This is a genomic window from Flavobacterium sp., assembly GCF_046296355.1.
In the GTDB taxonomy this organism is placed as follows: domain Bacteria; phylum Bacteroidota; class Bacteroidia; order Flavobacteriales; family Flavobacteriaceae; genus Flavobacterium.
Map to the genome: position 1 here is coordinate 119,525 of NZ_JBKBLM010000001.1, position 24,106 is coordinate 143,630.

A 24,106-nucleotide genomic window follows, 5' to 3' on the forward strand; every position below is an offset into this window, starting at 1 on the left:
ATGAAAATCACCATAATCGCGGGTGCCAGACCCAATTTTATCAAAATCGCACCTATCATCAAGGCGATTGAAAAAAAGCAAGCCGAAGGCGCAAACGTTTCCTATAGGTTGGTACACACCGGTCAGCATTACGATAAAAACCTCAGCGATACTTTCTTTGAAGAGTTAAACATTCCGCAACCGCATGCCAATTTGGAAGTCAAAAGCGGTTCACAAGCTGAGCAAACTGCGGCGATTATGATTGCTTTTGAAAAGGAATTAATCCAAAACCCTTGTGATTTGGTTTTAGTCGTTGGCGATGTCAATTCGACTATGGCTTGTGCGATTGTGGCCAAAAAATTAAATGTAAAAGTGACGCATGTTGAAGCCGGAATCCGTTCGGGAGACATGACCATGCCTGAAGAAATCAATAGAATTGTTACCGACAGCATCACCGATTATTTCTTTACTACTTCAACCACCGCTTCGGATAATTTGTTAAAATATGGTGCCGAATCCTCCAATATTCACTTTGTAGGCAATGTGATGATTGACACTTTATACCAAAATCTAAGCAGAATTTCAGCTCCGGGCTTTTGGAGCGAATATGGATTGGAAACCGGAAATTATATCATCCTGACTTTGCATCGTCCGGCCAATGTGGATGAAGAAAAATCGCTGGTAGAATTGCTTCAAGGTATTGATAAAATGGTTGGTGATAAAAAAATAATTTTTCCTATTCATCCGCGAACAAAAGCTATTTTAGGCGAAACTGATTTGGCCTTAAAAAACATACTTTTCGTGGAGCCACAAGGCTATTTGAATTTTATGTTTCTGATTCAAAACAGCTTTGCCGTGATTACCGATTCGGGCGGCATTTCTGAAGAAACTACCGTTTTGAACATTCCGTGTTTTACTATGCGCAACAATACGGAAAGACCCGAAACGCAAACGATTGGCACCAATACACTAGTCGGTACTTCGATAGAAAATTTGGAAAAAATATTTGCCAAATTTCTACAAAATGGCCCTAGAAAATCAGGGATTCCTGAACTTTGGGACGGAAAAGCTTCTGAGCGTATCATTGCGATTCTTTTAAAAAAATAATGGAAGAAATTCTCATCATATCCAATTATTATCCGCCGGAAAAAGGCGCTGCTGCGAATAGAATTGAGCAGTTGGCTTTGAAGTTGGACCAACATGATTATAAGGTTGGTGTGGTTTGTCCGCTAGGGAATTATCCCAAAGGCGAATTGTTTCCGGAGTACAAAGGCAAATTCTCGGTTACCGAAAACAGAGACAACATTACCGTAAAAAGGCTATGGATTTATCCGAGTGTGAGCAAAAATATTTTGGTTAGGATTGTTTCGATTTTGTCTTTTTCATTGAGTTTGTTCTTCTATTTGTTATTCAAAAAAACACCTAAAAAAGTAGTGGTTCAATCGCCTCCATTATTGCTTTCCTTTATCGCAGTTTTGGTGCTTTCGCTAAAAAACAAAAAAATAATTCTCAATGTTTCCGATTTGTGGCCATTAGCAGCCATCGAATTAGAGGCTTTGAAAGAAGGTTCGTTTTCGCATAAAATTTCTTTGTTTTTTGAACGCTATATCTACAAAAAAGCCAGCTTGGTTTTGGGACAATCCAATGAGATTATCACCCATGTAAAAACTATTGCACCTCATAAGGAATGTCATCTCTACAGGAATTTCCCCGATCATCAAGTAACTGTAATGGAATTGAAAACCGCCGAAAACCAGCCGATAAAAATCTTTTATGCCGGTCTTTTGGGTGTTGCTCAAGGCGTCTTGGAACTCTGTGAAAAAATCGATTTAAGCGGTTTAAATATTGAGTTGCACCTGTTTGGTGACGGCGCGGAGAAAAATCAAATTGAAGCTTTGATTTTAGCCCAAAAAGAGTCGAAAATCTTCTTTCACGGCATGCTAGAACGAAAAGCTTTGCATGATACTTTAAAAACCTTTGACATTGCTATTGTACCTTTAAAAACAAGAATTTACGGCTCGGTTCCCTCTAAAATTTTTGAATATGGCGCGTTGGGTTTTCCCATACTTTATTTTGGTGGTGGCGAAGGAGAAACCATTGTGTCAGAAAATGAGTTGGGTTGGGTCGCCAAAGTAGAAAGCTTTGCTGATTTAAACGAAAAACTTGTCGAAATAGCTAAATTGAACAAAGCGGATTTAGACGCCATGAAAAAGCGGATTTTCACCGCAACTCAAACGACTTTTCATTTAGACAATCAGATAAAAGATTTGATTGCAAAAAAGGTTTTTTAATAAGCCTTGTCTTCTCCTTTGAAGATATTGATTACTGTTTGGAAAATGATTTTAAAATCCATGATCATCGACCAGTTTTCAATGTAAAAAACGTCTAGTTTAATACGGTTTACCATGTCTTCTTCAGTTTCGATTTCTCCTCTGAAACCTTTCACCTGAGCTAAGCCTGTAATTCCGGGTTTTACATAATGACGCACCATGTATTTTTTGATTTTGCTGGCATAGGCTTTATTTTGCGACCACAAGTGAGGTCTTGGTCCAACTACTGACATATCGCCTAACAAAACATTGAAAAATTGTGGCAATTCGTCCATGCTGGTTTTCCTCATTAACTTACCCATTTTGGTTACTCTAGGGTCATTTTTTGAGGCTTCTTTTTCGGTAAATCCGTTGACTTGCATCGAGCGGAATTTGTAACAAAAGAATTCTTCTTCGTCAAGTCCCGGTCTTCCTTGTTTGAAAAAAACCGGTCCTTTGGATTCTAATTTAATTAATACTGCCAACACAGGAATTAACCATGAAAGGATAAACAAGATTACAAAAAGAGAGAACACCACATCAAAAGCTCTTTTGACACCTTTGATAATTGGGTTGTGGAGTTGTGTTTTTTGAAGGGATAAAACCGGAAACAACTCGTAATAATCAACTTTTAAGTTTTTCGAAAAAATCTCTTTGGTATCCGGAATGAATTTGATTACTTTTCGATTGTCATCGGCAAATTCGACCAATTCTTTGAGTTTCTCGTTAGATATTTCGTTTAGAGAACAATAAATTTCGTCGATTTTGTTGTCAAGAGTGAATTTTTTTAATTCTTCAATTTTGCCTAAAATTTCCGGGTTTTGTTTTTTATCTGAAAAGTAGCCGTAAAACCTGTAGCCGTAATCTTTTCTGTTTTCAAAAACTTCTTTTAATCGAATGGCTTCGGGTGTGTAACCGATAATCACGGCATTTCTGAAATTACTTCCGGTTACAATTCGGTATTTCTTTAAATAGAAAAACAAAAAATATTTGAAAGACAGGATAATGACAAAGCTCAAAGTAATAAAGATTGCTATCGCTCTGCCGCTGAAAATAGCCGTTTTGGCAAAGGGGAAAAAAGCAATAACAACGAGTAAGAACAGACTGAATTGTTTGACTAACTTGGTGATAATCTCTACCGGAGTGGTAAACCTGAAAACTTCGTAATATTTGACAATGATGGCGATTAGAAACCAGGTAAACGTTTGATACAGCAAATAGTATAACGTATTAAGTTTTAAATCTCTAAAGAAAAACAAACTTAAAGTTGTTACCACAACCAGATCGAATAAAATGCTTATCGGTCTGATGTATTTTGAATATCTTCCTGTTTGCTGTGCAACCATAAAATACTAATGAATATATCCTTTAAAATCTTTGTGCTCTTCTTTTAAAAGCTCTTCATTCGAAAGCGATTTGAAGTACTCGTAGGTTAACTTCATTCCTTCAGCTCTCTTTACTTTTGCCTCCCATCCTAATATTTCTTTGGCTTTAGTAGTATCGGGTTGGCGTTGTAAGGGATCGTTTATTGGTAGTGGATGATAGACTACTTTTTGATTGGTCCCGGTTAATTTTATAATTTCTTCGGCAAAATCTTTGATGGTAATTTCGTCCGGATTTCCAATGTTCACTGGATAGACATAATCTGAATGAAGCAAACGGAAAATTCCTTCCACTTGATCAGTTACATAACAAAATGAGCGGGTTTGCATACCGTCTCCAAAAATAGTTAAATCTTCACCTCTTAATGCCTGTCCGATAAAAGCCGGAATAACACGACCGTCATTGAGTCGCATTCTCGGACCGTAAGTATTAAAAATTCTAACGATTCTGGTTTCTACTCCGTGAAATGTATGGTAGGCCATGGTAATCGACTCTTGAAAGCGCTTTGCTTCGTCATAAACACCTCTTGGTCCGATGGTGTTTACGTTTCCATAGTATTCTTCAGTTTGTGGATGAACTAACGGATCACCGTAAACTTCAGAAGTTGAAGCAATTAAAATTCGGGCTTTTTTAACCCTGGCCAATCCCAAGAGATTGTGAGTACCTAATGAACCTACTTTTAGGGTTTGTATCGGAATTTTTAAATAATCAATTGGACTTGCCGGTGAGGCGAAATGAAGGATGTAGTCTATTTTTCCCGGAACGTGTACAAATTTTGTAACGTCATGATGATAAAACTCGAAATTCTTATCTTTAAACAGATGCTCAATGTTTTTTAAATCTCCCGTAATGAGGTTGTCCATTCCGATAACGAAATAACCTTCCGCTATAAACCTATCACAAAGATGAGAGCCTAAAAAACCCGCTGCTCCGGTAATTAATATTCTTTTCATATAATTTATTCTGCTTTGGAATTATTGGTAACAACTCCGGAATTAAAAAGGCAATACATTATCGTAAAAAACACCACTCCTCTTTGCCTCCATAAAAATGATTCGGTCAAAAATAAACTTATCATTAGAATTGCGAAAGCAAAATGGACAAAATCTTTAGATTTATAAGCTTTATTGATGTTAATGATAAGCATTACTAACAATAATACAAATCCGAGTATGCCTAACTCTGCGAAATTCTGAACATATTGATTGTGAAAATTCTTTGTTTGGTAACCGTCTTGACCATCATCGCCTAAATAAAGGTTGTGCTGTTTTGCTTTTTCTTCAATTTTGGGATACGAAGCATTGAGTCCGAATCCTGTAAAAAAGACTTCATTTTCTTTAAACAACTCGATAAAAATTCTGAATTGATAAACCCGGAATGCGGTACCCGGAAAATAATCGTTGGGTGTAAATGATTCATTCGACCAAGCTTCTTTCAGGCTCACATAATGTACTTCCGGAGAAGCACCTTCAACCACGTTGGCGCTTAAACTTTTGTCAGAATTGGTTTGAAACTCTTGTTGAAATCTATTTTTTATTCGGCCAAATGAAAAAATAAGCCCTACAATTAAACCAAAAACAATCAAGTTTCTTAACCGAAGTTGGTGTGATAATTTAGAAAAAAAGAAAACATGAATTAATACTAATAAGATAAGTACCAAAATGATGTTTTTTGAAGACAGCAACAGCACAAAACCAAAAAGAAATAATGAAAATAACCAATCTGCTTTGGCCTTTACAGGCTTAGTGAAAAAATAAAAAAAGGCAACCGAAACAAAGACTGATACGTGTATGGCATTTAACAATTTAGGAACTAAGCCAAAATCATTGTCGTTATCTCCATGATAAAAGAATGCTCTGATGTCCCCAAATAAGAGATATCGAATTACGGCTTTGATTACGAAATACATCGCTAAAACAACCATGGAGTAGCTAAAACATGCTATGATTTTCTCTTTTTGTACTTTGGTAAAATCTTTAAGCAACAAAAATCCCACGGGAATTAAAAGTAACGGAATCTCTTTAGACAATGCCGATAAAGTATTCTCTTTGTCTATAGACCATAAGTAGGACAGCGCCATTAACAAATACAATAAGATCGGCCAAATTAAGACGGATTCGATTTTAAAATGGGCTTTTCGAAAAGAAACAACCGTCACTACAAAAAACAATCCCATCGCTATGTTGTTAAAAGCATAGCTAAGCGGAATGGTTACTAAGACTAAAAGTAAAGGGATAAAAGAATTATTTTCCTTGTTTTCTTTTATCAGATTTAGAAAAACACTCTTCAAAGAGCTGTAAGTATTCCCCATTTATTTTCTCCCAATTAAATTCATTGACAATGGCGTCAAAATTGTTTTGAACTAATTGCAAGTTATCATTTTTTTTGATAGTATTCAGAATATTTTTCACCTCTTGCGAACTGGAAAAATAATAACTATTGTCTTTTAAAATTCCTTTGTTAAAATCGTTATCATGCGCAATAACAAGGGCTTTTGAAGCCATTGCTTCAAGCAAAGAAGGATTGGTTCCGCCTACTGAATGACCGTGAAAATACAAATTTGAAAAATAGCGCAGGTTGTTTAAGTGTTCCAAATTATAAAGTCCGCCTATAAAGCGAATATTAGAATAGGCTTTGTATTTATTCTTCAGGTATTCTCCATATTTGGTTTCGTGCTTACCAATAACCAAAATGGTTGTTTTATCTTCATTCAATGCGACACCTTCGAGCACCATATCGAGGTTGTTTTCAGGTTCAAAACGAGCCATAATCATGTTGTACATCTCTTTTTCTACCCCATATTCTTTTAGCACCGATTCGTTTGGATTGGTAAAAGGGTAAGCGCCATAGGCTATGTAAGTTGACTCTTTGTTGTATTTATTCTTTAAAAACTTTTGAATTCCCAACGAATCTGAAATCAAAAAATCGCTACTTTTTGTCGCTAGTCTCTCGGCAAATCTTAAAAATTGCTGTACCGGTTTAGAATACTTTGTTCGCTTCCACTCCAGCCCATCCATATTGCTTATGATTATAGATTTTTGGGGCAAAAGAAAACACCAAATAGAATTACTAGTATACCCCAATTGCAAAATGATGTCAAAATCTCTTTTTCGAGAATCCATAATACAATTGAAATCATAAATAAACTGTCCAAAAGTTCCCAGTTTGTGTTCAGGATCATATTGGTGAATGATGTTTACGCCATGAAAAGATTTCTCTTGAAAAGGATGATCATGTGAATTATAGCAATATACTTCATGTCCCTGCTCGACAAGAAATACCGAAAAAAATTCAGCAAACTGCTCAAAACCCCCGTAATAATTGGGCACACCACGAGTTCCTAATATGGCTATTTTCATTGGGTTTGTTTTTCAGGTGTCAAAAATAGGGAAATAAAAACTGTTTGAAAAAAAAGAATAGTTTCTATCTGATTTGCGTCATTTTTTCAAATAACGCTACAAAACGATTGATATAATTATCTTCAGAAAATTCTGCTGTAGCCCTTTGAAACCCTTTCTTTCCAAACTCTTTTCTCAACTCTTCACTGTCTGTCAGTTTTTGTATGGCTTGTGAAAGTTCTTCAGCGTGGTTAGGTTTTACCAAAAATCCGGTTTCGCCGTCTATAATCATTTCGGTTAATCCACCATGGTTTGAGCCAATGACCGGTTTTTGAGCCAACATGGCCTCTAAAGCTACTAGGCCAAAGGATTCCGCCTCTGTAGAAGGCACAACGACTATGTCTGAAACATCAAAAATTGGTGCCAATTCTTTGGTAAAAGGAAGAATTTTAACATCATTGCCAAGCTGATTTACCCTAATAATTTCTTCCACCTCTTCAAGATAATATTCTTGTCCAACTACAGGCGAACCTACAAACAACAATTTAATATTTTCTTTTTTATCAAGATGATTGAGGTAAGTATCAAGCAATAGCTTATGCCCTTTTAGGCGACTGATTCTTCCTATTAGTGTTATTATGATATCATCAGGTTTAAATCCGATATCCGTCTTCTCTATTTTTACAAAATTATTTGCCTTCGGTGACAAGCCGTTATAAATAACTAAGGTTTTATCAGTCAATTTTTTTATCCTTGACACCAAATTATTTTTGGTGGTATTAGAATTACACACCACTACGTCTGCATATTTTTTTAGCAGTTTGGGAAAAATATAAGCGATTACTTTAGGATGTACTATGATTTCGTGAACATGCCAAATATGCGGCTTCCCGGTTTTTTTGGCATACATCATCCCTAACAAAACCGCTAAAGTGTTGGAATAGATTAAATCAAAATGGTGTTCTTTATCCAACTTTTCAAGAGTGCTCAATGCGCTTTTAATTTGTTTAAAAAAAAGCGCCATGTTTTTTAGGGTAAACATTGAACGGTACAGTTTGAGCACCGGTGCAATTACAACTTTTATGTTTTCTTTTTCTAATTCATTTTGTAACGGTCCACTCAATGGCAATACCACAACTGGATTGAATTTAGTTTTATCGAGCTTTGTGAGCAATAAAAGCAAAGTCCTGTCTGAACCATATAAATCAGCCGATTGGTGTATGAAAAGTAGGTTCTTCATCATGATTTATTTTCATGAAACAAAGCGCCGCCTAAGATGAATAAAATAGCATCTTGCGGGATATAAATTCCGGTAATAATGAGCGACGTAAAAAGAAAATAAGCCCCGATAGTGGCTACGATAATCTTAAAAAAGACCTTATCGGATTGGGTCTGATTATGGTAGTTTCTCCCATAAAGGCTGACCAAAAAAAACAGGTATAAAAGCAAACCAACAAATCCGGTTTTATAAAGCACAAAAATATAGCCGTTGTGTAAAACAGAAATGTAACGCATTCCTTCTTCGCTTAAAGGTGCTTTAAATTTTAGATTAACCAACGAGCCGTGTCCGTTCCCAAAAACATAACTTTTAGGATTTTCATTCATCAAAATTAAGGCTCTTTTGGCTTCATAAGCTCTCCAATGGTCCCAAAGCTTAGTGTGATTACTTCGGTCTAATTTGGCATTAAAAACCTCTCCCGGCGCTATTTTTATTTTATACAGTAATGCTTCAATTCCTTTCGAATTTCTCTCTGGTTTTAACGTCTCCAAATACATATAAAACAAAACAATCGATGCAATAAAAACGCCTAATACTTTGAGTGTTTTTCTATTTAACTTAGCATAACCATAAAATGACAATCCCAAGAAAAATATCATCCCAAACATGGTTCTGGAAAAATAAAACATAATCGAAACGGCAAAAATGGCTATAAGCATTTTTCGATAAATGTCTTTTTTATATAACGGTTGAATAGCGGTTTTGGGTGCCAAAATCAAAAAGAACATCGCAAAAATTTCAATGAAGTTGTCCAACCCATACTCACCTCTGATGTCTGAAATAGAGCGCGATAAAAAATTAGAAAACAATACTATTCCGCCAACATGAATTACCGCGGTAACCGCTGCTATATGGATTATGGTTCGAAGAAAAACCCTTTGATCATTAATGGTTTTAAAAACCAAAAAACCAATGCACAAAACAAAAACCGGTTTTATGAAATGGGAAATATCTTTTATAATGTCGACCCGATTATAGCTGTCCAGAAAAGTGCCTAAAAAGCCTAGAAAAACCAGAATAATAACCGGCAGTATAGTTCTTAAAAAAGATTTAGAGAATTGGGTTTTACCCGAGAAGAGTAACAAAGAAAGAAAGGCAAACTGAATCAATAAATTTATTCTAAATGAAACTATGTAAATCTCACATAAAACAACCAGTGTAAAGAGTAATGAAATGTTTACTTTGGCCTTCAATTTCTTTTTTGGTTCAAATATAACAGATAATTTTTATTTGAATTCATAAAGTCGGATAAATGTATTTCTATAATAAACCCTATATTTGTGATTATATTCAAAATTGAAATGAAGAAAGCGTTAATAACGGGTATTAATGGTCAAGACGGCTCCTATCTTGCAGAATTTTTACTTAAAAAAGGTTATGAAGTTCATGGAATAATCAGACGAAGTTCCACTTTTAACACCGAAAGAATTGAACATTTATATATCGAGTCTTTGATTCGAGATTTACACCAAAAAAAGCGAATTCAATTGCACTACGGTGACATGACCGACTCTACCAATCTTATCAGGCTTGTACAACAAATTCAACCGGATGAAATCTATAATTTAGCCGCGCAATCGCATGTTAAAGTTTCTTTTGACATGCCCGAGTATACCGCTGAAACTGATGGCGTAGGAACACTTCGATTGCTTGAAGCCGTTCGAATCTGTAACTTGGTCGAGAAAACTAAAATTTATCAGGCGTCAACCTCTGAACTTTTTGGTAAAGTACAGGAAGTGCCTCAAAAAGAAACTACTCCGTTTTATCCTCGTTCTCCTTATGGTGTGGCCAAATTATATGCCTTTTGGATTTCGAAAAATTACCGAGAATCTTATGGGATTTTTGCCGTTAACGGGATTTTATTTAACCACGAATCCGAACGCCGCGGCGAAACCTTTGTGACCCGAAAAATCACGCTTTCGGCCTCAAGAATTGCCCACGGAATTCAGGAAAAATTATATTTGGGAAACCTCGATGCTTTAAGAGATTGGGGTTACGCCAAAGACTATGTAGAGTGTATGTGGCTAATGCTCCAACAGCAAACTCCGGAAGATTTTGTTATTGCAACCGGAATACAACATTCGGTAAGAACCTTTTGTGAATTGGCTTTCCGAGAAGCCGGCATCGAATTAGAATGGAAAGGCAAAAATGAAGATGAATTAGGTGTTTGCAAAAAAACCGGACGTATTTTAATTGAAGTTGATCCCAATTATTACAGACCGGCTGAAGTAGAAAGTCTATTGGGCGATCCAACCAAAGCCAAAACAATCCTGGGTTGGAATCCGAACCAAACGTCACTGGAAGCGCTTGTCAAAATCATGATGAAACACGATTTGGAATATGTCGTACGGTTTAAAGACCGCGATTCATTGAAGCTTTTTGAATAAATCCAAAACTTTTACCTAAATCCTATGAAGATTTTTTTAACCGGAGGAAATGGATTGGTCGGCAAAAACATTTTGCATTTCTCAAAAGCAAAAAATTATACTTTTCTGCACCCAACGAGTAAGGAACTTGATTTAAAAGACTACCAAGCGGTTACTAAATACATCAAGCTTCACCAACCCGACTTTGTCATTCATGCCGCCGGTATTGTTGGTGGTATTCATGCTAATATTGCAAATCCGGTAAAGTTTTTAACGGATAATATTGACATGGGGAGAAACATCATAATGGCTTCCCGTGAAAACAACGTGAAGCGCTTTATCAACTTGGCCAGTTCCTGCATGTATCCGAGAAATGCTGAAAATCCTTTAAAGGAAGAGCTTATTTTGCAAGGTGAATTGGAACCAACCAATGAAGGTTATGCCATAGCCAAAATCATGGCAACCCGACTTTGTGAATACATCAACAAAGAAGATCCAAGTTTTTTATACAAAACCATAATCCCATGTAATTTATACGGGAAATTTGATAAGTTTTCACCCGAGCATTCACACATGGTTCCGGCCGTGATAAGAAAAGTGTATGAGGCCAAAATTTCAAATAAAAGTGAAATTGACATTTGGGGCGACGGTTTATCCAGAAGAGAATTCATGTATGCCGAGGATTTAGCCGATTTTGTTTTTTATGCTATTGAATATTTTGATACCATGCCTCAAAACATCAATGCCGGACTCGGTTTTGACTACACCATAAACGAATACTATCAGACCATTGCCTCGGTTATAGGCTATGAAGGAACTTTTGTTCACGACCTGACCAAACCAACCGGAATGAAACAAAAATTGATAGACGATACAAAACTGACAGCCTTTGGTTGGAAACATTCTACCTCTTTAAAATCAGGTATCGAAAAAACTTTTGACTATTTTAAAAAACACGTTTTACATGATTAAATATCCATTAGCATCTTCCACTTGGGATGAAAAAGAAATCAATGCAATCCAATCCGTAATCGCCAAAGACATTTACACTATGGGTGAAAGTGTAAAACAATTTGAAGAAAATTTTGCTGCGTTTTGCGGTGCAAAATACGCGGTAATGGTCAACTCCGGTTCTTCGGCTAATTTGTTGGCGGTTGCAGCTTTATTCTATACTAAGAACCCCAAACTTAAAAGAGGTGACGAAGTTATTGTCCCGGCGGTTTCGTGGTCAACTACTTATTATCCGTTATACCAATACGGTTTGAAATTAAAGTTTGTCGATGTGGATTTGCATACTTTAAATTTTGATTTGGAACAACTTGAAAAAGCCGTAACCGATAATACCAAAATGATTTTTGCCGTAAATTTGTTGGGAAACCCCAATGATTTTGACGCCATTAATAAAATCATTGCCGGACGCGATATTCTTTTACTGGAAGACAATTGCGAATCGATGGGCGCTGAATATAAAGGGAAACAAACCGGAACTTTCGGGATTATGGGCACCTTTTCTACCTTCTATTCTCACCATATGGCCACCATGGAAGGCGGACTTGTGGTAACCGATGACGAAGAACTTTTCCATGTTTTGGTTTGTATCAGAGCGCATGGCTGGACCAGACATTTGCCCAAAGAGAACAAAGTTTCCAATAAAAGCGACAACTCGTTTGAAGAATCGTTCCGTTTTGTATTGCCGGGTTACAATTTCAGGCCGGTAGAAATGAGCGGTGCCGTCGGGATTGAACAATTAAAAAAACTGCCTGATTTCATAGAGAAAAGAAGGGAAAATGCCGTCTTGTTTACGTCGCTTTTTGCCAATCACAAAGACTTTTACATTCAACAGGACATAGATTCGAGCAGTTGGTTTGGTTTTAGTTTTATCATTAAGCCCGAATCTACTTTGAAACGCAGTGATATTGTAGCAAAACTGGAAGCTAACGGCATTGATTGTCGTCCGATAGTAACCGGGGATTTTACAAAAAATGAAGTCCTGCGCTTTTTTGATTACGAGATATTCGGTGAAATGAAAAACGCCCAATACTTGGACAAAAACGGTTTTTTTGTGGGGAATCATCAGGTTCCTTTAGTTGCAGAGATTAAGCATTTGTACAACATTTTATCATAATTTGAAAATTTCAACCCTACTCAAGAGCCAGTTTCTGCTAAGCGCTTTTTTTAAAGGCTTAACCGGTGTAATCATGTTTTTATCGGTTTCCTTTTTAATTGCTTTTTTCGGAGATAAAACTTATGGCGTATGGGTGTTGATTTTATCCATGTTTCAATGGAGTCTGTTTTTCGACTTTGGCATTTCCAACGTATTGAAGACCAAAATACCGGAGTTTGTTGTGAAAAATGAAACCAAAAACACTAATGAATACATAACCGCGTCCTATATTTCAACAGGTATTTTGGCCTTACTGATGTTTTTGGCGTTGTTATTTGTGGTCTTCTCAGTTAATCTTTCGCAGTTTTTTAATTTGCCTTTTGAAGAAAAACCGGTCAACTATTTAATTCTTATCAACGGCGCTTTCTTTTGTCTTAATTTAGTGCTGTCAATGAACAAATCTTTATTCATTGGTATCAATAAAAACCATATCGCTGAGCAATCTTCTACGGTGAGCCAGTTTTCGTTTTTCCTTTTTCTAATCTTATCTATATCTCTTTTTGACCAAGAAGACGGCATTCGTAAATTATACCTGATTACTTTTTTAAATGGCTTTACCACCATTGCCATCAACGCCTATTATACTTATCTTTTCTTTAAGAAGACCAGCTACAAGGTCGTTTTGTTTGAAAAAAATGATTTTATCGCCAAAAACAAAGAGCTGTTAAAAATGGGGCTGAAATTCATGCTGATCCAATGCTTTATGGTAATTGTTTTTTTCTCAGATCCTTATTTGATATCGCATTACCTGTTACCGGAAGAAACGGCAAAATACGACGTCATCACCAAATTATTTCAATTTCCGTTGCTCATAATTTTATCTGCTCTGGCACCATTTTGGCCGCTTTTTTCAAAAAAGTTTCACGAACATGATTTTGAAGGCATCAAAAAATTATTTGCGAAATTCCACCTTGTTTTTCTTCTGATAACGTTAGGCATTATTGTTTTGGGACTGTTGAGCAACCAAATCTTGTTTTTATGGATTCGCAAAATAGATTATGTCCCGGTTTTGGTTATCGCTTCGGTAGTGTTTATGACTGTTTTTAGGGTGTTATTTACCTTTTACGCCAACTTCTTTAATGGATTGGGCAAACTTAACAGTCAGATCATATTAATGGGAATCGCGGCGCTGATTAAGATTCCGTTGTCGGTATTTCTATTTGAAAATAACTTTGGGATTGCTTCGGTATTGCTAAGCACTTGTTTATTTTTACTGATTAGTTCAGTATTTTTATTTTTACAATCTAAAACCATTTTAAATGGAAAATAATACTCCGTTTTTCACGGTAATTACGGCTTCCTATAACAGCGGAAAAACGATTGCAGACACCATCTCGTCAGTATTAAACCAAAGTTTAACTGATTTTGAATTCATCATTGTAGACGGAAAATCGACAGACAACACTATGGAAATAGTGAAAAGCTTCGCGCCTCATTTTCAGGAAAAAAACATCACGTTTAAATATGTCTCTGAGAAAGATCGTGGCATTTACGATGCCTGGAACAAGGGAATTAAACTCAGCCAAGGCACTTGGATCAGTTTTTTAGGTTCGGATGATGAGTATTTGCCCAACGCATTAGAGCGTTACTTTTTCCACTTAAAACAAGCTCATGATTGCAATTATATTTCTTCCCAAGTGGAATTAATCAATACCAAAAAAGAAGTTTTAAATGTCATCGGAAAGGCTTTTGTGTGGGAAAAAGTGGTCCGCAACATGGAAATCGCGCAAGTAGGTTCTTTTCATCACAAACAGCTTTTTGAGAATGTTGGTCTATTCAACGACCATTATAAAATTGTGGGCGATTTAGAATTTTATATCCGCTGTAAAACCCATATCAAACCGGCCTACTTTGAAGAAATAACCGCCAAGATGCTCAATGAAGGCGTGAGCAACCAAATTTACAAAGCGCTAAAAGAGGCATTGGATGTAAAGTTAAAACACAAAAGTTCTTCGGCATTGGTAGCGTATTTCGATTTCACTACCATCTTTTTAAAATGTCACTACAATAAATTGACGAAAAAAAAATAGGAGCAAATTGCTCCTATTTTTTTATTTCCCTTGTGCTTTATTGTACAATTTTGTCATTTCTGTTTTCAAATCGACTGTTGCTCCTAAAATAGGATCGTATGGTTTTCCTTCAGCGCTTTTTAATTTAATAGTGTTGTTCACTACATCAAACTCTGCATTATCATTTGGGTAAAATGATTTGAAGAATTGTGCACTCGTTCCGTTAAAAGTAGCGTCTAAATAATTTAAGGTAAATCCGTTTACTTTCACTTGTCCCAATTCTTTATTTGCTCCAACATCAAATCTTAAAGACATTGGTGTTATTTCCTCTGGTAAAACAAATACAATGTCTTGTGCTTGAGGTTTTCCTGTAACATTTACAGTAATTGCATCTTCAGGAGCATAGGATTCTTTGCCGTCTTCATTAAAAAAAATCTGAAAAGTATCGTCTTTTTCAACAATAGCATTAACTGTAATTGTAAACGGTAAATCTGTAGGTGCTACAACTTCGGTTTCACTCTTTTTGTCATCTTTACAAGATGTAAACAGCACTAAAATTGTGGCTAATGATAAAATAGTTGATTTCATTTTTTAAAATATTTTGATGCAAATATATAATTTTATTGAGTTTATATAAAAATTACTTTCGATAAATGGTTCGCTAAAGCCAATTTACAAAAGCTACTTTACTTCCAGAATTTGTTTAGAAGTATATAGTGCTTCTACATTAGCTGCTTTGTTTTTTATCAGCAAAGCCACTTTATATTCCCCTTTTGGAAGGTCTTTTAATTTCATTTTTGAGGAAAATCCTGAGTTGTCGTAATTGTATTTGCTCTTGAAAAAAGCGGTTACATCCTTGCGCTGGCTTTTTTGCGTCGGTATACAGAAATTGCCTTTGGAACCAATAAATACAATACTAATTCCGTTATCTTTTGAATCTTGATTTTGGAATGCCGCCCAACCGCTAATTGAAACATAATCTTTTTTGACTTCAAAAAAATCAACATTTCCAATGGTTCCTTCAGATTTAGGTAGCTTTTTTAATGGTACTGGCTTAACAAAGTCTTCTCTGCCAATATCAACAATGTTACCTGTCGTTGAGAAAAACCATTTCCCGTCTCCACTTTTTATTGCCAATCCTAAATCATATTTCCCTTTTTTAAAGTTCCCGGCAAATACTGTAGCGCTAAAGCCCGCATTATCGAGATTTCCTTTATTGAATATTTCGTTAATATCCGGTCTTTTTATTGGCTTTGCCTTCATTAAATAGGTCTTAGAATTGTTTGAAACCGCAACAAAAATCGAATCTTTTTGGTTGTTATTTATCCCTTTTCGGAAAACCCAGCCGCTAATATTAATAACGGTTTGGGTGGCGTTTAACTCTTCAATATTGAATTGGAAGTCATCTTTAAAACCGGGTTTGTCAATTGGCTCTAAAACATTTGATTTATTATATTGGTTGTAAACAGAATCGATTTTGGACTGGTCTTTTTTATCCAAAACAATTGGTGAAACACCTTTATTCTTTTTTGAATACAAAAGATAATAACCGTCCAAATAAGTTATGTTAGCTGTCTTATTGTGTAAAGCAACACTAAATGCATCTAAATATTTTGGTGCAGTTACCATTAACTCGTTCTCGAAAATAATACCTTGATTTAAATTGGTGTTCAATGAATCAATAAAACCATGGTTTTTCTCTAAATTTTCTCGGGCAGCATAACCCGCAGAAATAGCCTTGTTTGATTTCAAAGCTAAAAAACATAAGTCTTGATAATCCCACGGTCTGAGCAAATTATTATTGAATGGTGGATAAGTAATAACCCTATCGAAATGCTGTAATAGATTTGACCATTTCTCATTAGACAATGGCGAAGTATATGTTCCTGATTTCAAATCACGATACAAATAAATTGTTTTTATATCATATAGTTGAATGAAAACGATAATGGCTATAACAGTGATTTTCAGTTTTTCATTGTATTTTGATTTTACGAAAAGCATCAATGTTAAGAGCATTATCAAATAATATGCTACCCAAACGAATCTTCCGCTAGCCCTAAAAACTCCACCCGCTTTCATTATCAATGAAGGAAGTGGATATTCAAAAAGGGTATTGCTTCCATAGGTTACTTTATTGGAAACGGCAAATAATGACAGTATAATAACTAAAATCAACAAGGGTAAATTAGTTGTCTTAAGTTCAAGAACTGCCCAACTTTTCTTCTTAGTAAATAACACGATTAAAGACATTCCTATCAAAATCATCATTCCCAATCCCAAGTACATAAAGCCTTCATATTGAAAAGGCGTTACTTGCGGTAAGGCAGGAAAAATGGAGGAAAATCCACTGGAGTTGAAAAAGGAATTCAAGTTAAATCCATATAAACCATAACTGTTTTGTACTTCCAAATTCACAGAATCTGAAAAATCAACCATCCCAAAAACTGACCAGAGAATAAGTACTAAAAACAAGCTTACAATTGGATAAACAAGAGCTCTTTTAAGGGATATAAGTTTATCGTAAAAATAGCTTTTGAAAGGCAAAATAAAGTTAAATCCGATAATCATAAAACAAACATATGGACTTATCAAGGAACTCAGTAGTAGCAAGTATACTTGCTTGTTATTTACCCCGATTACATTTGTTTTGTCAAGCGGTTTCAGATAATAATAAAGTGAGCCTAAAATAAAAAAATGGCAACACAACGATGGATGCATTCCTCTGTAAATAAGCACCGGATTACAAGCGATTAAGATTACGCCTGCCAATATGTAAATTCCTTTTAAATTGTATAGTTTGGCAATTTTGACAACAAATACTGCCAACATCAATTGACAAAACAACAACCAAGCGCCTAAAAACTGAAAATCATCTGAAAGTATGCCTGAGAAAATTTTAAAAAACAAGGCCAATAATGGTATTGAGTCAAAATAACCAACATTGGTTCCAACCGGATAACAGAGATTCTCCATATGACCAAGGGGAAATGTCCAAGGTTCATTTCGGTAAAAAGCCCAGCCCAAATAATGAGTTCCCCAATCGTGATGAGCGTCAAGCAACCAAGCGATGTTGGTTGGTAACACGACATCCAAGCCATAAGAGATTTGAAAAAATATCAGTACGATTACAAAAGAAAGCAGGTAAATTATTGTGTGTTTATCTTCAAAAAAGGCTTTGATTTTCATTAATTGATTAATTGGGGATTAGTGTAAAATAGGCTTTATTCTCTTTTAATATTTCAATGAATTTCATAGTCTGTTTTTTTTACTTGCCCAAAGGTTTTTCTTCTTGGTCCTGAATCAATTTATCAATGACAAATAACGGTCTGTTTCTAACTTGATTGTAAATTCTCAACACGTATTCTCCTATCAATCCTAAAGATATCATCTGCACACCGCTAAATAAAATGATAGCCAAAATGGTTGCTGTGAACCCTTGTGGCACGTCATTGTAATAAAACTTTCGGTACAGGTTGTAGGCAAAATAAATCAAGGAAAAAACGACTGTTATAAATCCAAGTCTGGTGATGATTTTCACCGGGAAATCACTAAAGTTAAAAATCCCGTTGAACGCCAATTCAAACAATTTTGTCCAGCTGTATTTGGTTTCGCCGGCTTGTCTTTCATCACGGTTATATTCGTAACCAATTTGTTTAAATCCAACCCAAGCGCGCATGCCTCTTAAATAACGGCTTTGCTCCGGCATTTGATTCATAGTGTCAACCACTCGTCGGCTTAGCATTGAAAAATCACCGCTGTCAATAGGGATATTAAAACTCGATATCTTTTTTTGCAATCTATAATAGGTGGAATAAGCCAATTTTTTCAAAAACCCTTCTTTTCTGTTTTTTCTAATGGCGTAAATCACGTCATAGCCGTCCGTTAAAAGAGTGTAAAATTCGTTCACTAATTCCGGCGGATCTTGCAAATCTCCATCAATAATCATCGCGCCTTTTTTCCCTCTGACGTTCATCAAACCGGCGCTTACGGCTAGCTGATGGCCATGATTTCTTGACAATATAATCCCGGTAAAACGAGAATCCGCTTTACAAGTTTTTTCAATTAATCTCTCTGTATCATCAGTGCTTCCGTCATTTATTAAAATAACTTCACAGGAGAATTGGGCGGCATTAATGACATCGGTAATTCTTTGGACTAACTGTTCAAATACTTTTTCCTCGTTATAAAGCGGAACTATAATTGAGATATCAAATCTTGTCATGATAAAGCTTGGTGTTCTTTTAAACTTGTTATCCAATCCTGAATGTTAATCCCGAAAACTTCTTTGATTTTTTGTTTATCCAAAACACTAAACTTTGGTCGTTTTGCCGGTGTTGGAAAACTTGAAGTAGGAATAGGTTGTAAATTTATTCGAATATTATTGATTTCAAATATTTTTTGGGCAAATTCGTACCAAGAACATTGTCCTTCGTTGCTGTAGTTGTAAATGCCGAAGTTGTTGGTTGTTGGTTGTTGGTTGTCGGTTAAAATGATTTTTATCAAAACCGATGCTAAATCAACTGCATTCGTTGGCGTTCCGATTTGGTCATTAACCACAGAAAGACTATCTCTTTCCGAAGCCAAGCGCAACATGGTTTTCATAAAATTATGCCCAAACCGAGAATAAACCCATGAAGTTCTAACGATGAAATGCTTTTCCCAAGTTTGTTGAATAGCGATTTCTCCCTCCAATTTAGTTTGACCGTAAACGCCAGTCGGATTAGGTAAATCTTCTTCAGTATAAGGCGTTTTTTTGTTTCCGTCAAAAACAAAATCAGTGGAAATATGAAGCAAAATAGTATTGAACTCTTTGCAAGCCTCAGCTAAATTTTTAGCACCAATGACATTGATTGAATGTGCTTTTTGAGGTTCGTTTTCTGTCTTGTCAACTGCGGTATAAGCCGCTGTATTAATACAATAATGGGGTTTGTGTTTTGAAAATGCCGCTCTGCATTGCTCCAAATTGGTGATGTCTAACTCACTTGATGGGCAGAATACAAAGTCAATCTCAGGATGTTTGGGTGCAATAAATTGCAAACTTTGACCCAATTGTCCGGCGCTTCCTGTCACTAAAACTACCATGCTGTTTTGGCATTTTCCAAATTAGGTTGTATTCTGTCTTTCTCGGAAATGATTAACTTTTCGGAAGGGAAATTCCAGTCAATATTAATGGTTTTGTCATTATAGATAACTCCGGCTTCACTTTCTTTGTTATAAAAATTATCACATTTATAGAAAAAAACGGCCGTGTTGCTTGTCACCAAAAATCCGTGGGCAAAACCTCTCGGCACAAAAAACTGTCTCTGGTTTTCACCGGTTAAAATCACCGATTCATATTGACCATACGTTAGAGAATTCGGTCTCAAATCTACTGCTACATCCAACACTTCGCCTTGCAAAACCCTTACTAGTTTAGCTTGAGCATACGCTCCGGTTTGGTAATGCAAACCGCGCAAAACGCCTTTGGAAGAATACGATTGGTTGTCTTGAACAAAATGAATTTCTTGACCGATGCCTTTTTGAAAGGTTTTTTCGTTGAAACTTTCCATAAAATAACCCCTTTCATCGAGAATTATTTTGGGCTCAATGATAAAACATCCTTCGAGTTTTGTTGGAATAAAATTCATTTATATCAAACTTAATAAATGATTGCCATATCCGCTTTTTAATAACGGCTGGGCTAATTTTTTTAACTGCTCATCGTCGATAAAACCCATTCTGTAAGCCGCTTCTTCAATGGCACCGATTTTTAAACCTTGTCTTTCTTCTATAACCTGAACAAACTGGCTGGCTTGCATCAAAGAATTGAACGTTCCGGTATCTAACCAAGCCGTTCCTCTGTCGAGTATGCTTACTTTGAGTTTTCCTCTGTTTAAATATTCTTTATTGACATCGGTAATTTCTAATTCTCCGCGGTGACTTGGTTTGATATTGGCTGCAATTTTAACCACATCATTGTCATAAAAATAAATGCCCGGCACGGCATAATTAGACTTGGGTTTTTCGGGTTTTTCTTCAATGGACAAAACGTTACCATTGGCATCAAAATCTACCACGCCATAACGTTCCGGATCGTGAACATGATAAGCATAAATGACACCGCCATCGGGATTGTTATTGGCCAAAAGCAATTCGGAAAGTCCGGTGCCGTAAAATATATTATCGCCCAAAACCAAAGCTACTTTATCATTGCCTATAAATTCTTTCCCGATGATAAAGGCCTCGGCCAAACCATTGGGTTTTTCCTGAACGGCATATTCAAACCGACAGCCCAAACTGTTGCCATCGCCCAATAACTGTCTGAAAAGCGGCAAGTCATGAGGTGTTGAAATAATTAATATTTCTCGTATTCCTGCCCACATTAAAGTTGACAACGGATAATAAATCATCGGTTTGTCATAAATGGGCATTAGTTGCTTGCTCACGGCCAACGTTAAGGGATGTAATCTTGTTCCTGAACCGCCCGCTAATATAATTCCTTTCATTTGTCTTTATTATTGTATTAATTTGTCAAATGTAATAGTCCTTAATCGTATATGTTTTTACCCTTTAGCTATTGCTATTTCATAAATTAACTGTTCAGTTTAGCCATTTGGTATTGGTAAAAGGATTTTAAAAGTCCAACCAAAACAAAAAGACCGATGAATAAAACCGGTAAAATTAATTTCATTTTCCCGTTGGTGGCTTTATTGTTTTTAATGTTTAATGCCGTACTGTTTTCTTTTACTATTTTATCCAAGCTAATTAGTTCTAAACGATGATTTCCCTGTTCTGTTATCAAATTGTCTTTGGTTTTGATAACCTCATCCAATTGGGAGTTTTCGTTGTAATAAACCAGTTTATCACTTTTTTGTGTACCGTTCAATGTGTTGTTAAAAGTGTTTAAGAATCCATTGATTTGGGAAATAATGGAGTCATTTTCAACCATTTTCACTTTGATGTTGTTCAAATATTCCTTTTGAATTTTGGCAAAATATTCAGAGTCATTAAGGTACTTGAGCAATGGTGACACCATGTTTTCATTGCTGATTTTCTTGTCGGTTACAAAGGAAATAGAGTGAAAAGGGTAATTTTTACTGGTAATACTTTCTTCTACTATCTTCTTGATATCGCCATCTTCAGCCATTAATTTTATCAACTCAAAATTCTGTGTTTTGTTGTCAATAAATTTATAAACGTCCGTTATGGGTTTTATTTCAATTTTTTTAATTGTTCTCGGTTCTTTTAATTGCAACACGTTCTTCAAAAAAACAGTATCGCCTTCTTCAATTTTAGAGTTAATCAGGTCTATTTTGGCATACAAATAATCGGTTGAACCAAAATTGGGCATTACTATTACCTGATTGTCATAAGATTTAGAAGTTTTGTCTAAATAAAACCCTAATCCGGCGCCTAGTACGAATAGTATTCCGACCCAAAGAATATTTCTTTTGAAGAATAAAAAGCCTTTGAAAATTTGCGTAAAAATGTTTTCAAAAATGCTCCCTATTTTTTTAGAAACCAACGATAAATCTATTTCTTGGTTGTCATTATTTTGAGGTGTTGCGCTCATAAAAATTTATTTAACGTTAAAAATTTGTTCTAATATTTTAATAGTAATCAAATACGTTGGCTTTACGCCTGTTGTTCCTAATCCGCCAGAAGCTAAAGTGCTTCCGGTTTCTAAAGGATTATCTGAAGCATAATAAGCGTATCGGACTTTTACATTCGGGTGAATGCTCTTTCTGATTTTGGAGGCCGATTGTATCGCTTTTTGATAATAAGCGCCTTCCATCTCAAGACCAATCACTTCCCAGGTTGATTCGTGGAAGAATTTTAATAAATCCTTATTCTGAAGCGATGTTCCAAGCACGGTAACCATTGGTCCCGAAAATACCGGAATATCATTCCCGTCAAACATTTTGGCGGTCAATTCATTTTCGAACGGATAATTATCTGCCGTTCCTTCATTGATGTGCGCTGACGGAATCATAATATCACCTTTACCGCCTTGTAAAATGCCGGCTTTTCCCATGATGGAAACGGATTCTACATTGAGGAAAGTTTTGATTTTGCCGTCTTTGTATGGTTTCAATAACTCGTCAATCGTTTCAAAAGCTTGTTCGCCAAAAGCATAATCCATAACGATTAAAACAGGGCTTTCTTTTCCAATCTTAGCTTTCGGGAAACTTGATTTGGCCCAATCAATTTTGGCGGTATCAAAAATCTGAACATCAATATTGGTTCCTGATTGGTCCGGTAAAGAAATCATCCCATGTTTTATAGCAAACTCCTCTACTTTATTCCTAACCGGATCAGCACCTGATTTGCTTAATTCTTCATAGATAAAGAAATCCGATTTGTCTTTGAATTTGGTTTTCAAAACCGTCGTAGCAAAGAGTGAATTCATTACACTGTGCATGTTAGCACTGATAATGTGGATTGGTCTTTCCAATAAATTATTGGCTTTTAAGGTTTCTTTGATGGTTGTTGCCCAAATTTCACCGTGGATATGATGGCCTAATCTTTCTCTTAAAATCGGACTGAACGTAATCGTTCTTTTGTTGTTGTCGACGATTTCTTGAATCGCTAATTTTCCTAACCAATAGATTACGTGTAAAAATCTATCCGGTTTTTCTTTGGTGCCAAAAGCATCATAAATGTCTAACACTTCCGAAAAACTTCTGCCCAAAACATTGGCGGCATGTGAAATCGCCACTTCCTTTTCTGACTGTGTGAATTTTTTATTTTGTAAAACCGCTTGCTCTAATTTTTGCCAGTCTCGGGTAAGTTCTAAATTGGCTTCATCTAACAAAACTCGGTCTTTGATTTTATGCGATTCGATAAAAATAAAAGTCAAATGCGTTAAAATATCATAAATGTCCGAACGACCACGTGTGATTTCAACGTTCATTTGTTCTTCATCTATGCGGTAACAATTTCTTCTTCTTTTAGGTGGAACAATCGCTTGAAAATGCGATTTAGAATAACCTTCGTCTGAAGTTAGGTTGATAAAACGACATTCTTCAATGCCTACGGGAAGTCTTTCAATTACATAAAGCAAACCGTTGAGCTCTACTTTTTCTTCGGCGATGCTGCCGTAAATTTCGGGTCTTAGAGACAATAATGCCTCTCTTAAAGTTTCCCCTGAAACACCCATTGGTTTATAAAAACCTCTGTTGAATAAATGTCTCATGGTAATGTACAATCGTTCGATAGCTGCCGACGATTCTTGCGCTCGTGAGCGCGAAATGTTTTTAATTTCCTTCATTAAATTTTGTTTTCTAACCCGCAAAT

Annotated in this window: 21 protein-coding genes; 7 read left to right on the forward strand and 14 right to left on the reverse strand. The window is 35.8% G+C overall.

The genetic code is table 11. The features are described 5' to 3' along the window. Together wecB and ACK4HO_RS00595 are read left to right on the forward strand one after the other, a co-directional pair. A complete protein-coding gene (gene wecB / locus ACK4HO_RS00590) occupies nt 1-1,086 on the forward strand; it encodes a non-hydrolyzing UDP-N-acetylglucosamine 2-epimerase (RefSeq protein ID WP_409661062.1) in 1,086 nt (361 codons plus the stop codon). Beyond that, nucleotides 1,086-2,270: a glycosyltransferase family 4 protein gene (locus tag ACK4HO_RS00595; protein WP_409661064.1), complete on the forward strand. Its 1,185-nt coding sequence runs from the start codon at nt 1,086-1,088 to the stop codon at nt 2,268-2,270. The genes wecB and ACK4HO_RS00595 overlap by 1 nt, the downstream gene beginning before the upstream one ends. Here the strand turns inward: ACK4HO_RS00595 and ACK4HO_RS00600 are convergent. The 6 genes from ACK4HO_RS00600 to ACK4HO_RS00625 form a co-directional block, all read right to left on the reverse strand. Continuing rightward, nucleotides 2,267-3,634 carry an undecaprenyl-phosphate glucose phosphotransferase gene (locus ACK4HO_RS00600; protein WP_409661068.1) on the reverse strand — a complete coding sequence of 456 codons (1,368 nt, stop codon included), beginning with the start codon at nt 3,632-3,634 and terminating at the stop codon, nt 2,267-2,269. The two genes, ACK4HO_RS00595 and ACK4HO_RS00600, sit on opposite strands and share 4 nt — an antisense overlap. Nucleotides 3,635-3,640: 6 nt before the next feature. Continuing rightward, nucleotides 3,641-4,624, reverse strand: coding sequence for a UDP-glucuronic acid decarboxylase family protein (locus ACK4HO_RS00605; protein WP_409661071.1), 984 nt, complete (start codon nt 4,622-4,624; stop codon nt 3,641-3,643). Between the two features lie 5 nt (nt 4,625-4,629). Continuing rightward, nucleotides 4,630-5,982 (reverse strand): O-antigen ligase family protein, encoded by a 1,353-nt coding sequence (locus tag ACK4HO_RS00610; protein ID WP_409661074.1) that lies wholly within the window; start codon nt 5,980-5,982, stop codon nt 4,630-4,632. Then, nucleotides 5,915-7,030 carry a DUF1972 domain-containing protein gene (locus tag ACK4HO_RS00615; protein WP_409661076.1) on the reverse strand — a complete coding sequence of 372 codons (1,116 nt, stop codon included), beginning with the start codon at nt 7,028-7,030 and terminating at the stop codon, nt 5,915-5,917. Before ACK4HO_RS00615 ends, ACK4HO_RS00610 begins: the two co-directional genes overlap by 68 nt. A gap of 64 nt (nt 7,031-7,094) precedes the next feature. After that, nucleotides 7,095-8,252, reverse strand: coding sequence for a glycosyltransferase family 4 protein (locus ACK4HO_RS00620; protein WP_409661079.1), 1,158 nt, complete (start codon nt 8,250-8,252; stop codon nt 7,095-7,097). Next, nucleotides 8,249-9,481: an O-antigen ligase family protein gene (locus tag ACK4HO_RS00625; RefSeq protein WP_409661082.1), complete on the reverse strand. Its 1,233-nt coding sequence runs from the start codon at nt 9,479-9,481 to the stop codon at nt 8,249-8,251. Before ACK4HO_RS00625 ends, ACK4HO_RS00620 begins: the two co-directional genes overlap by 4 nt. Before the next feature lie 108 nt (nt 9,482-9,589). Here ACK4HO_RS00625 and gmd point away from each other — a divergent pair, with 108 nt between their 5' ends. The 5 genes from gmd to ACK4HO_RS00650 all read left to right on the forward strand — a co-directional run bounded on the left by gmd (nt 9,590) and on the right by ACK4HO_RS00650 (nt 14,848). Beyond that, nucleotides 9,590-10,675 carry a GDP-mannose 4,6-dehydratase gene (gene gmd, locus ACK4HO_RS00630; protein WP_409661084.1) on the forward strand — a complete coding sequence of 362 codons (1,086 nt, stop codon included), beginning with the start codon at nt 9,590-9,592 and terminating at the stop codon, nt 10,673-10,675. A gap of 24 nt (nt 10,676-10,699) precedes the next feature. Continuing rightward, the gene (locus ACK4HO_RS00635; protein WP_409661087.1) at nt 10,700-11,626 is read left to right on the forward strand and encodes a GDP-L-fucose synthase family protein; all 927 of its coding nucleotides are present in this window, start codon (nt 10,700-10,702) and stop codon (nt 11,624-11,626) included. Then, nucleotides 11,619-12,779 (forward strand): DegT/DnrJ/EryC1/StrS family aminotransferase, encoded by a 1,161-nt coding sequence (locus ACK4HO_RS00640; protein ID WP_409661090.1) that lies wholly within the window; start codon nt 11,619-11,621, stop codon nt 12,777-12,779. Before ACK4HO_RS00635 ends, ACK4HO_RS00640 begins: the two co-directional genes overlap by 8 nt. Before the next feature lie 73 nt (nt 12,780-12,852). Continuing rightward, nucleotides 12,853-14,088 (forward strand): MATE family efflux transporter, encoded by a 1,236-nt coding sequence (locus ACK4HO_RS00645; protein WP_409661093.1) that lies wholly within the window; start codon nt 12,853-12,855, stop codon nt 14,086-14,088. Further along, nucleotides 14,078-14,848, forward strand: a complete 771-nt coding sequence (locus ACK4HO_RS00650; protein ID WP_409661096.1) for a glycosyltransferase family 2 protein — start codon at nt 14,078-14,080, stop codon at nt 14,846-14,848. Before ACK4HO_RS00645 ends, ACK4HO_RS00650 begins: the two co-directional genes overlap by 11 nt. A 21-nt stretch (nt 14,849-14,869) precedes the next feature. Here the strand turns inward: ACK4HO_RS00650 and ACK4HO_RS00655 are convergent, their stop codons facing one another. From ACK4HO_RS00655 to ACK4HO_RS00690, 8 genes are all read right to left on the reverse strand, one after another. Further along, the gene (locus ACK4HO_RS00655; RefSeq protein WP_409661099.1) at nt 14,870-15,415 is read right to left on the reverse strand and encodes a hypothetical protein; all 546 of its coding nucleotides are present in this window, start codon (nt 15,413-15,415) and stop codon (nt 14,870-14,872) included. A 93-nt stretch (nt 15,416-15,508) separates the two neighbouring features. Continuing rightward, nucleotides 15,509-18,016: a DUF6311 domain-containing protein gene (locus tag ACK4HO_RS00660; RefSeq protein ID WP_409661102.1), complete on the reverse strand. Its 2,508-nt coding sequence runs from the start codon at nt 18,014-18,016 to the stop codon at nt 15,509-15,511. A 79-nt stretch (nt 18,017-18,095) separates the two neighbouring features. Beyond that, nucleotides 18,096-19,052: a glycosyltransferase family 2 protein gene (locus tag ACK4HO_RS00665; protein ID WP_409661104.1), complete on the reverse strand. Its 957-nt coding sequence runs from the start codon at nt 19,050-19,052 to the stop codon at nt 18,096-18,098. Continuing rightward, complete coding sequence (gene rfbD / locus ACK4HO_RS00670; RefSeq protein WP_409661107.1) at nt 19,049-19,912, reverse strand: dTDP-4-dehydrorhamnose reductase; 864 nt, start codon at nt 19,910-19,912, stop codon at nt 19,049-19,051. The genes ACK4HO_RS00665 and rfbD overlap by 4 nt, the downstream gene beginning before the upstream one ends. Continuing rightward, nucleotides 19,906-20,457: a dTDP-4-dehydrorhamnose 3,5-epimerase gene (gene rfbC / locus ACK4HO_RS00675; RefSeq protein WP_409661110.1), complete on the reverse strand. Its 552-nt coding sequence runs from the start codon at nt 20,455-20,457 to the stop codon at nt 19,906-19,908. Before rfbC ends, rfbD begins: the two co-directional genes overlap by 7 nt. Next, nucleotides 20,458-21,315: a glucose-1-phosphate thymidylyltransferase RfbA gene (gene rfbA, locus ACK4HO_RS00680; RefSeq protein ID WP_409661112.1), complete on the reverse strand. Its 858-nt coding sequence runs from the start codon at nt 21,313-21,315 to the stop codon at nt 20,458-20,460. It lies immediately after the preceding gene. Nucleotides 21,316-21,401: 86 nt separating this feature from the next. Further along, nucleotides 21,402-22,382, reverse strand: a complete 981-nt coding sequence (locus ACK4HO_RS00685) for a hypothetical protein (protein WP_409661115.1) — start codon at nt 22,380-22,382, stop codon at nt 21,402-21,404. A 6-nt stretch (nt 22,383-22,388) separates the two neighbouring features. Beyond that, nucleotides 22,389-24,080, reverse strand: a complete 1,692-nt coding sequence (locus ACK4HO_RS00690; protein ID WP_409661118.1) for a DUF6909 family protein — start codon at nt 24,078-24,080, stop codon at nt 22,389-22,391. Nucleotides 24,081-24,106 lie beyond the last annotated feature (26 nt).

Excerpts from the sequence above, each read along its gene's own strand:
- rfbA (WP_409661112.1), bottom strand. The coding sequence starts at position 21,315 with ATGAAAGGAATTATATTAGCGGGCGGTTCAGGAACAAGATTACATCCC.
- ACK4HO_RS00645 (WP_409661093.1), top strand. The coding sequence starts at position 12,853 with ATGTTTTTATCGGTTTCCTTTTTAATTGCTTTTTTCGGAGATAAAACT.
- ACK4HO_RS00595 (WP_409661064.1), top strand. The coding sequence starts at position 1,086 with ATGGAAGAAATTCTCATCATATCCAATTATTATCCGCCGGAAAAAGGC.
- ACK4HO_RS00635 (WP_409661087.1), top strand. The coding sequence starts at position 10,700 with ATGAAGATTTTTTTAACCGGAGGAAATGGATTGGTCGGCAAAAACATT.
- ACK4HO_RS00610 (WP_409661074.1), bottom strand. The coding sequence starts at position 5,982 with ATGGGGAATACTTACAGCTCTTTGAAGAGTGTTTTTCTAAATCTGATA.
- ACK4HO_RS00640 (WP_409661090.1), top strand. The coding sequence starts at position 11,619 with ATGATTAAATATCCATTAGCATCTTCCACTTGGGATGAAAAAGAAATC.
- ACK4HO_RS00685 (WP_409661115.1), bottom strand. The coding sequence starts at position 22,382 with ATGAGCGCAACACCTCAAAATAATGACAACCAAGAAATAGATTTATCG.
- ACK4HO_RS00650 (WP_409661096.1), top strand. The coding sequence starts at position 14,078 with ATGGAAAATAATACTCCGTTTTTCACGGTAATTACGGCTTCCTATAAC.
- wecB (WP_409661062.1), top strand. The coding sequence starts at position 1 with ATGAAAATCACCATAATCGCGGGTGCCAGACCCAATTTTATCAAAATC.
- ACK4HO_RS00600 (WP_409661068.1), bottom strand. The coding sequence starts at position 3,634 with ATGGTTGCACAGCAAACAGGAAGATATTCAAAATACATCAGACCGATA.
- rfbD (WP_409661107.1), bottom strand. The coding sequence starts at position 19,912 with ATGGTAGTTTTAGTGACAGGAAGCGCCGGACAATTGGGTCAAAGTTTG.
- ACK4HO_RS00655 (WP_409661099.1), bottom strand. The coding sequence starts at position 15,415 with ATGAAATCAACTATTTTATCATTAGCCACAATTTTAGTGCTGTTTACA.
- gmd (WP_409661084.1), top strand. The coding sequence starts at position 9,590 with ATGAAGAAAGCGTTAATAACGGGTATTAATGGTCAAGACGGCTCCTAT.
- rfbC (WP_409661110.1), bottom strand. The coding sequence starts at position 20,457 with ATGAATTTTATTCCAACAAAACTCGAAGGATGTTTTATCATTGAGCCC.
- ACK4HO_RS00665 (WP_409661104.1), bottom strand. The coding sequence starts at position 19,052 with ATGACAAGATTTGATATCTCAATTATAGTTCCGCTTTATAACGAGGAA.
- ACK4HO_RS00620 (WP_409661079.1), bottom strand. The coding sequence starts at position 8,252 with ATGATGAAGAACCTACTTTTCATACACCAATCGGCTGATTTATATGGT.
- ACK4HO_RS00660 (WP_409661102.1), bottom strand. The coding sequence starts at position 18,016 with ATGAAAATCAAAGCCTTTTTTGAAGATAAACACACAATAATTTACCTG.
- ACK4HO_RS00605 (WP_409661071.1), bottom strand. The coding sequence starts at position 4,624 with ATGAAAAGAATATTAATTACCGGAGCAGCGGGTTTTTTAGGCTCTCAT.
- ACK4HO_RS00690 (WP_409661118.1), bottom strand. The coding sequence starts at position 24,080 with ATGAAGGAAATTAAAAACATTTCGCGCTCACGAGCGCAAGAATCGTCG.
- ACK4HO_RS00615 (WP_409661076.1), bottom strand. The coding sequence starts at position 7,030 with ATGAAAATAGCCATATTAGGAACTCGTGGTGTGCCCAATTATTACGGG.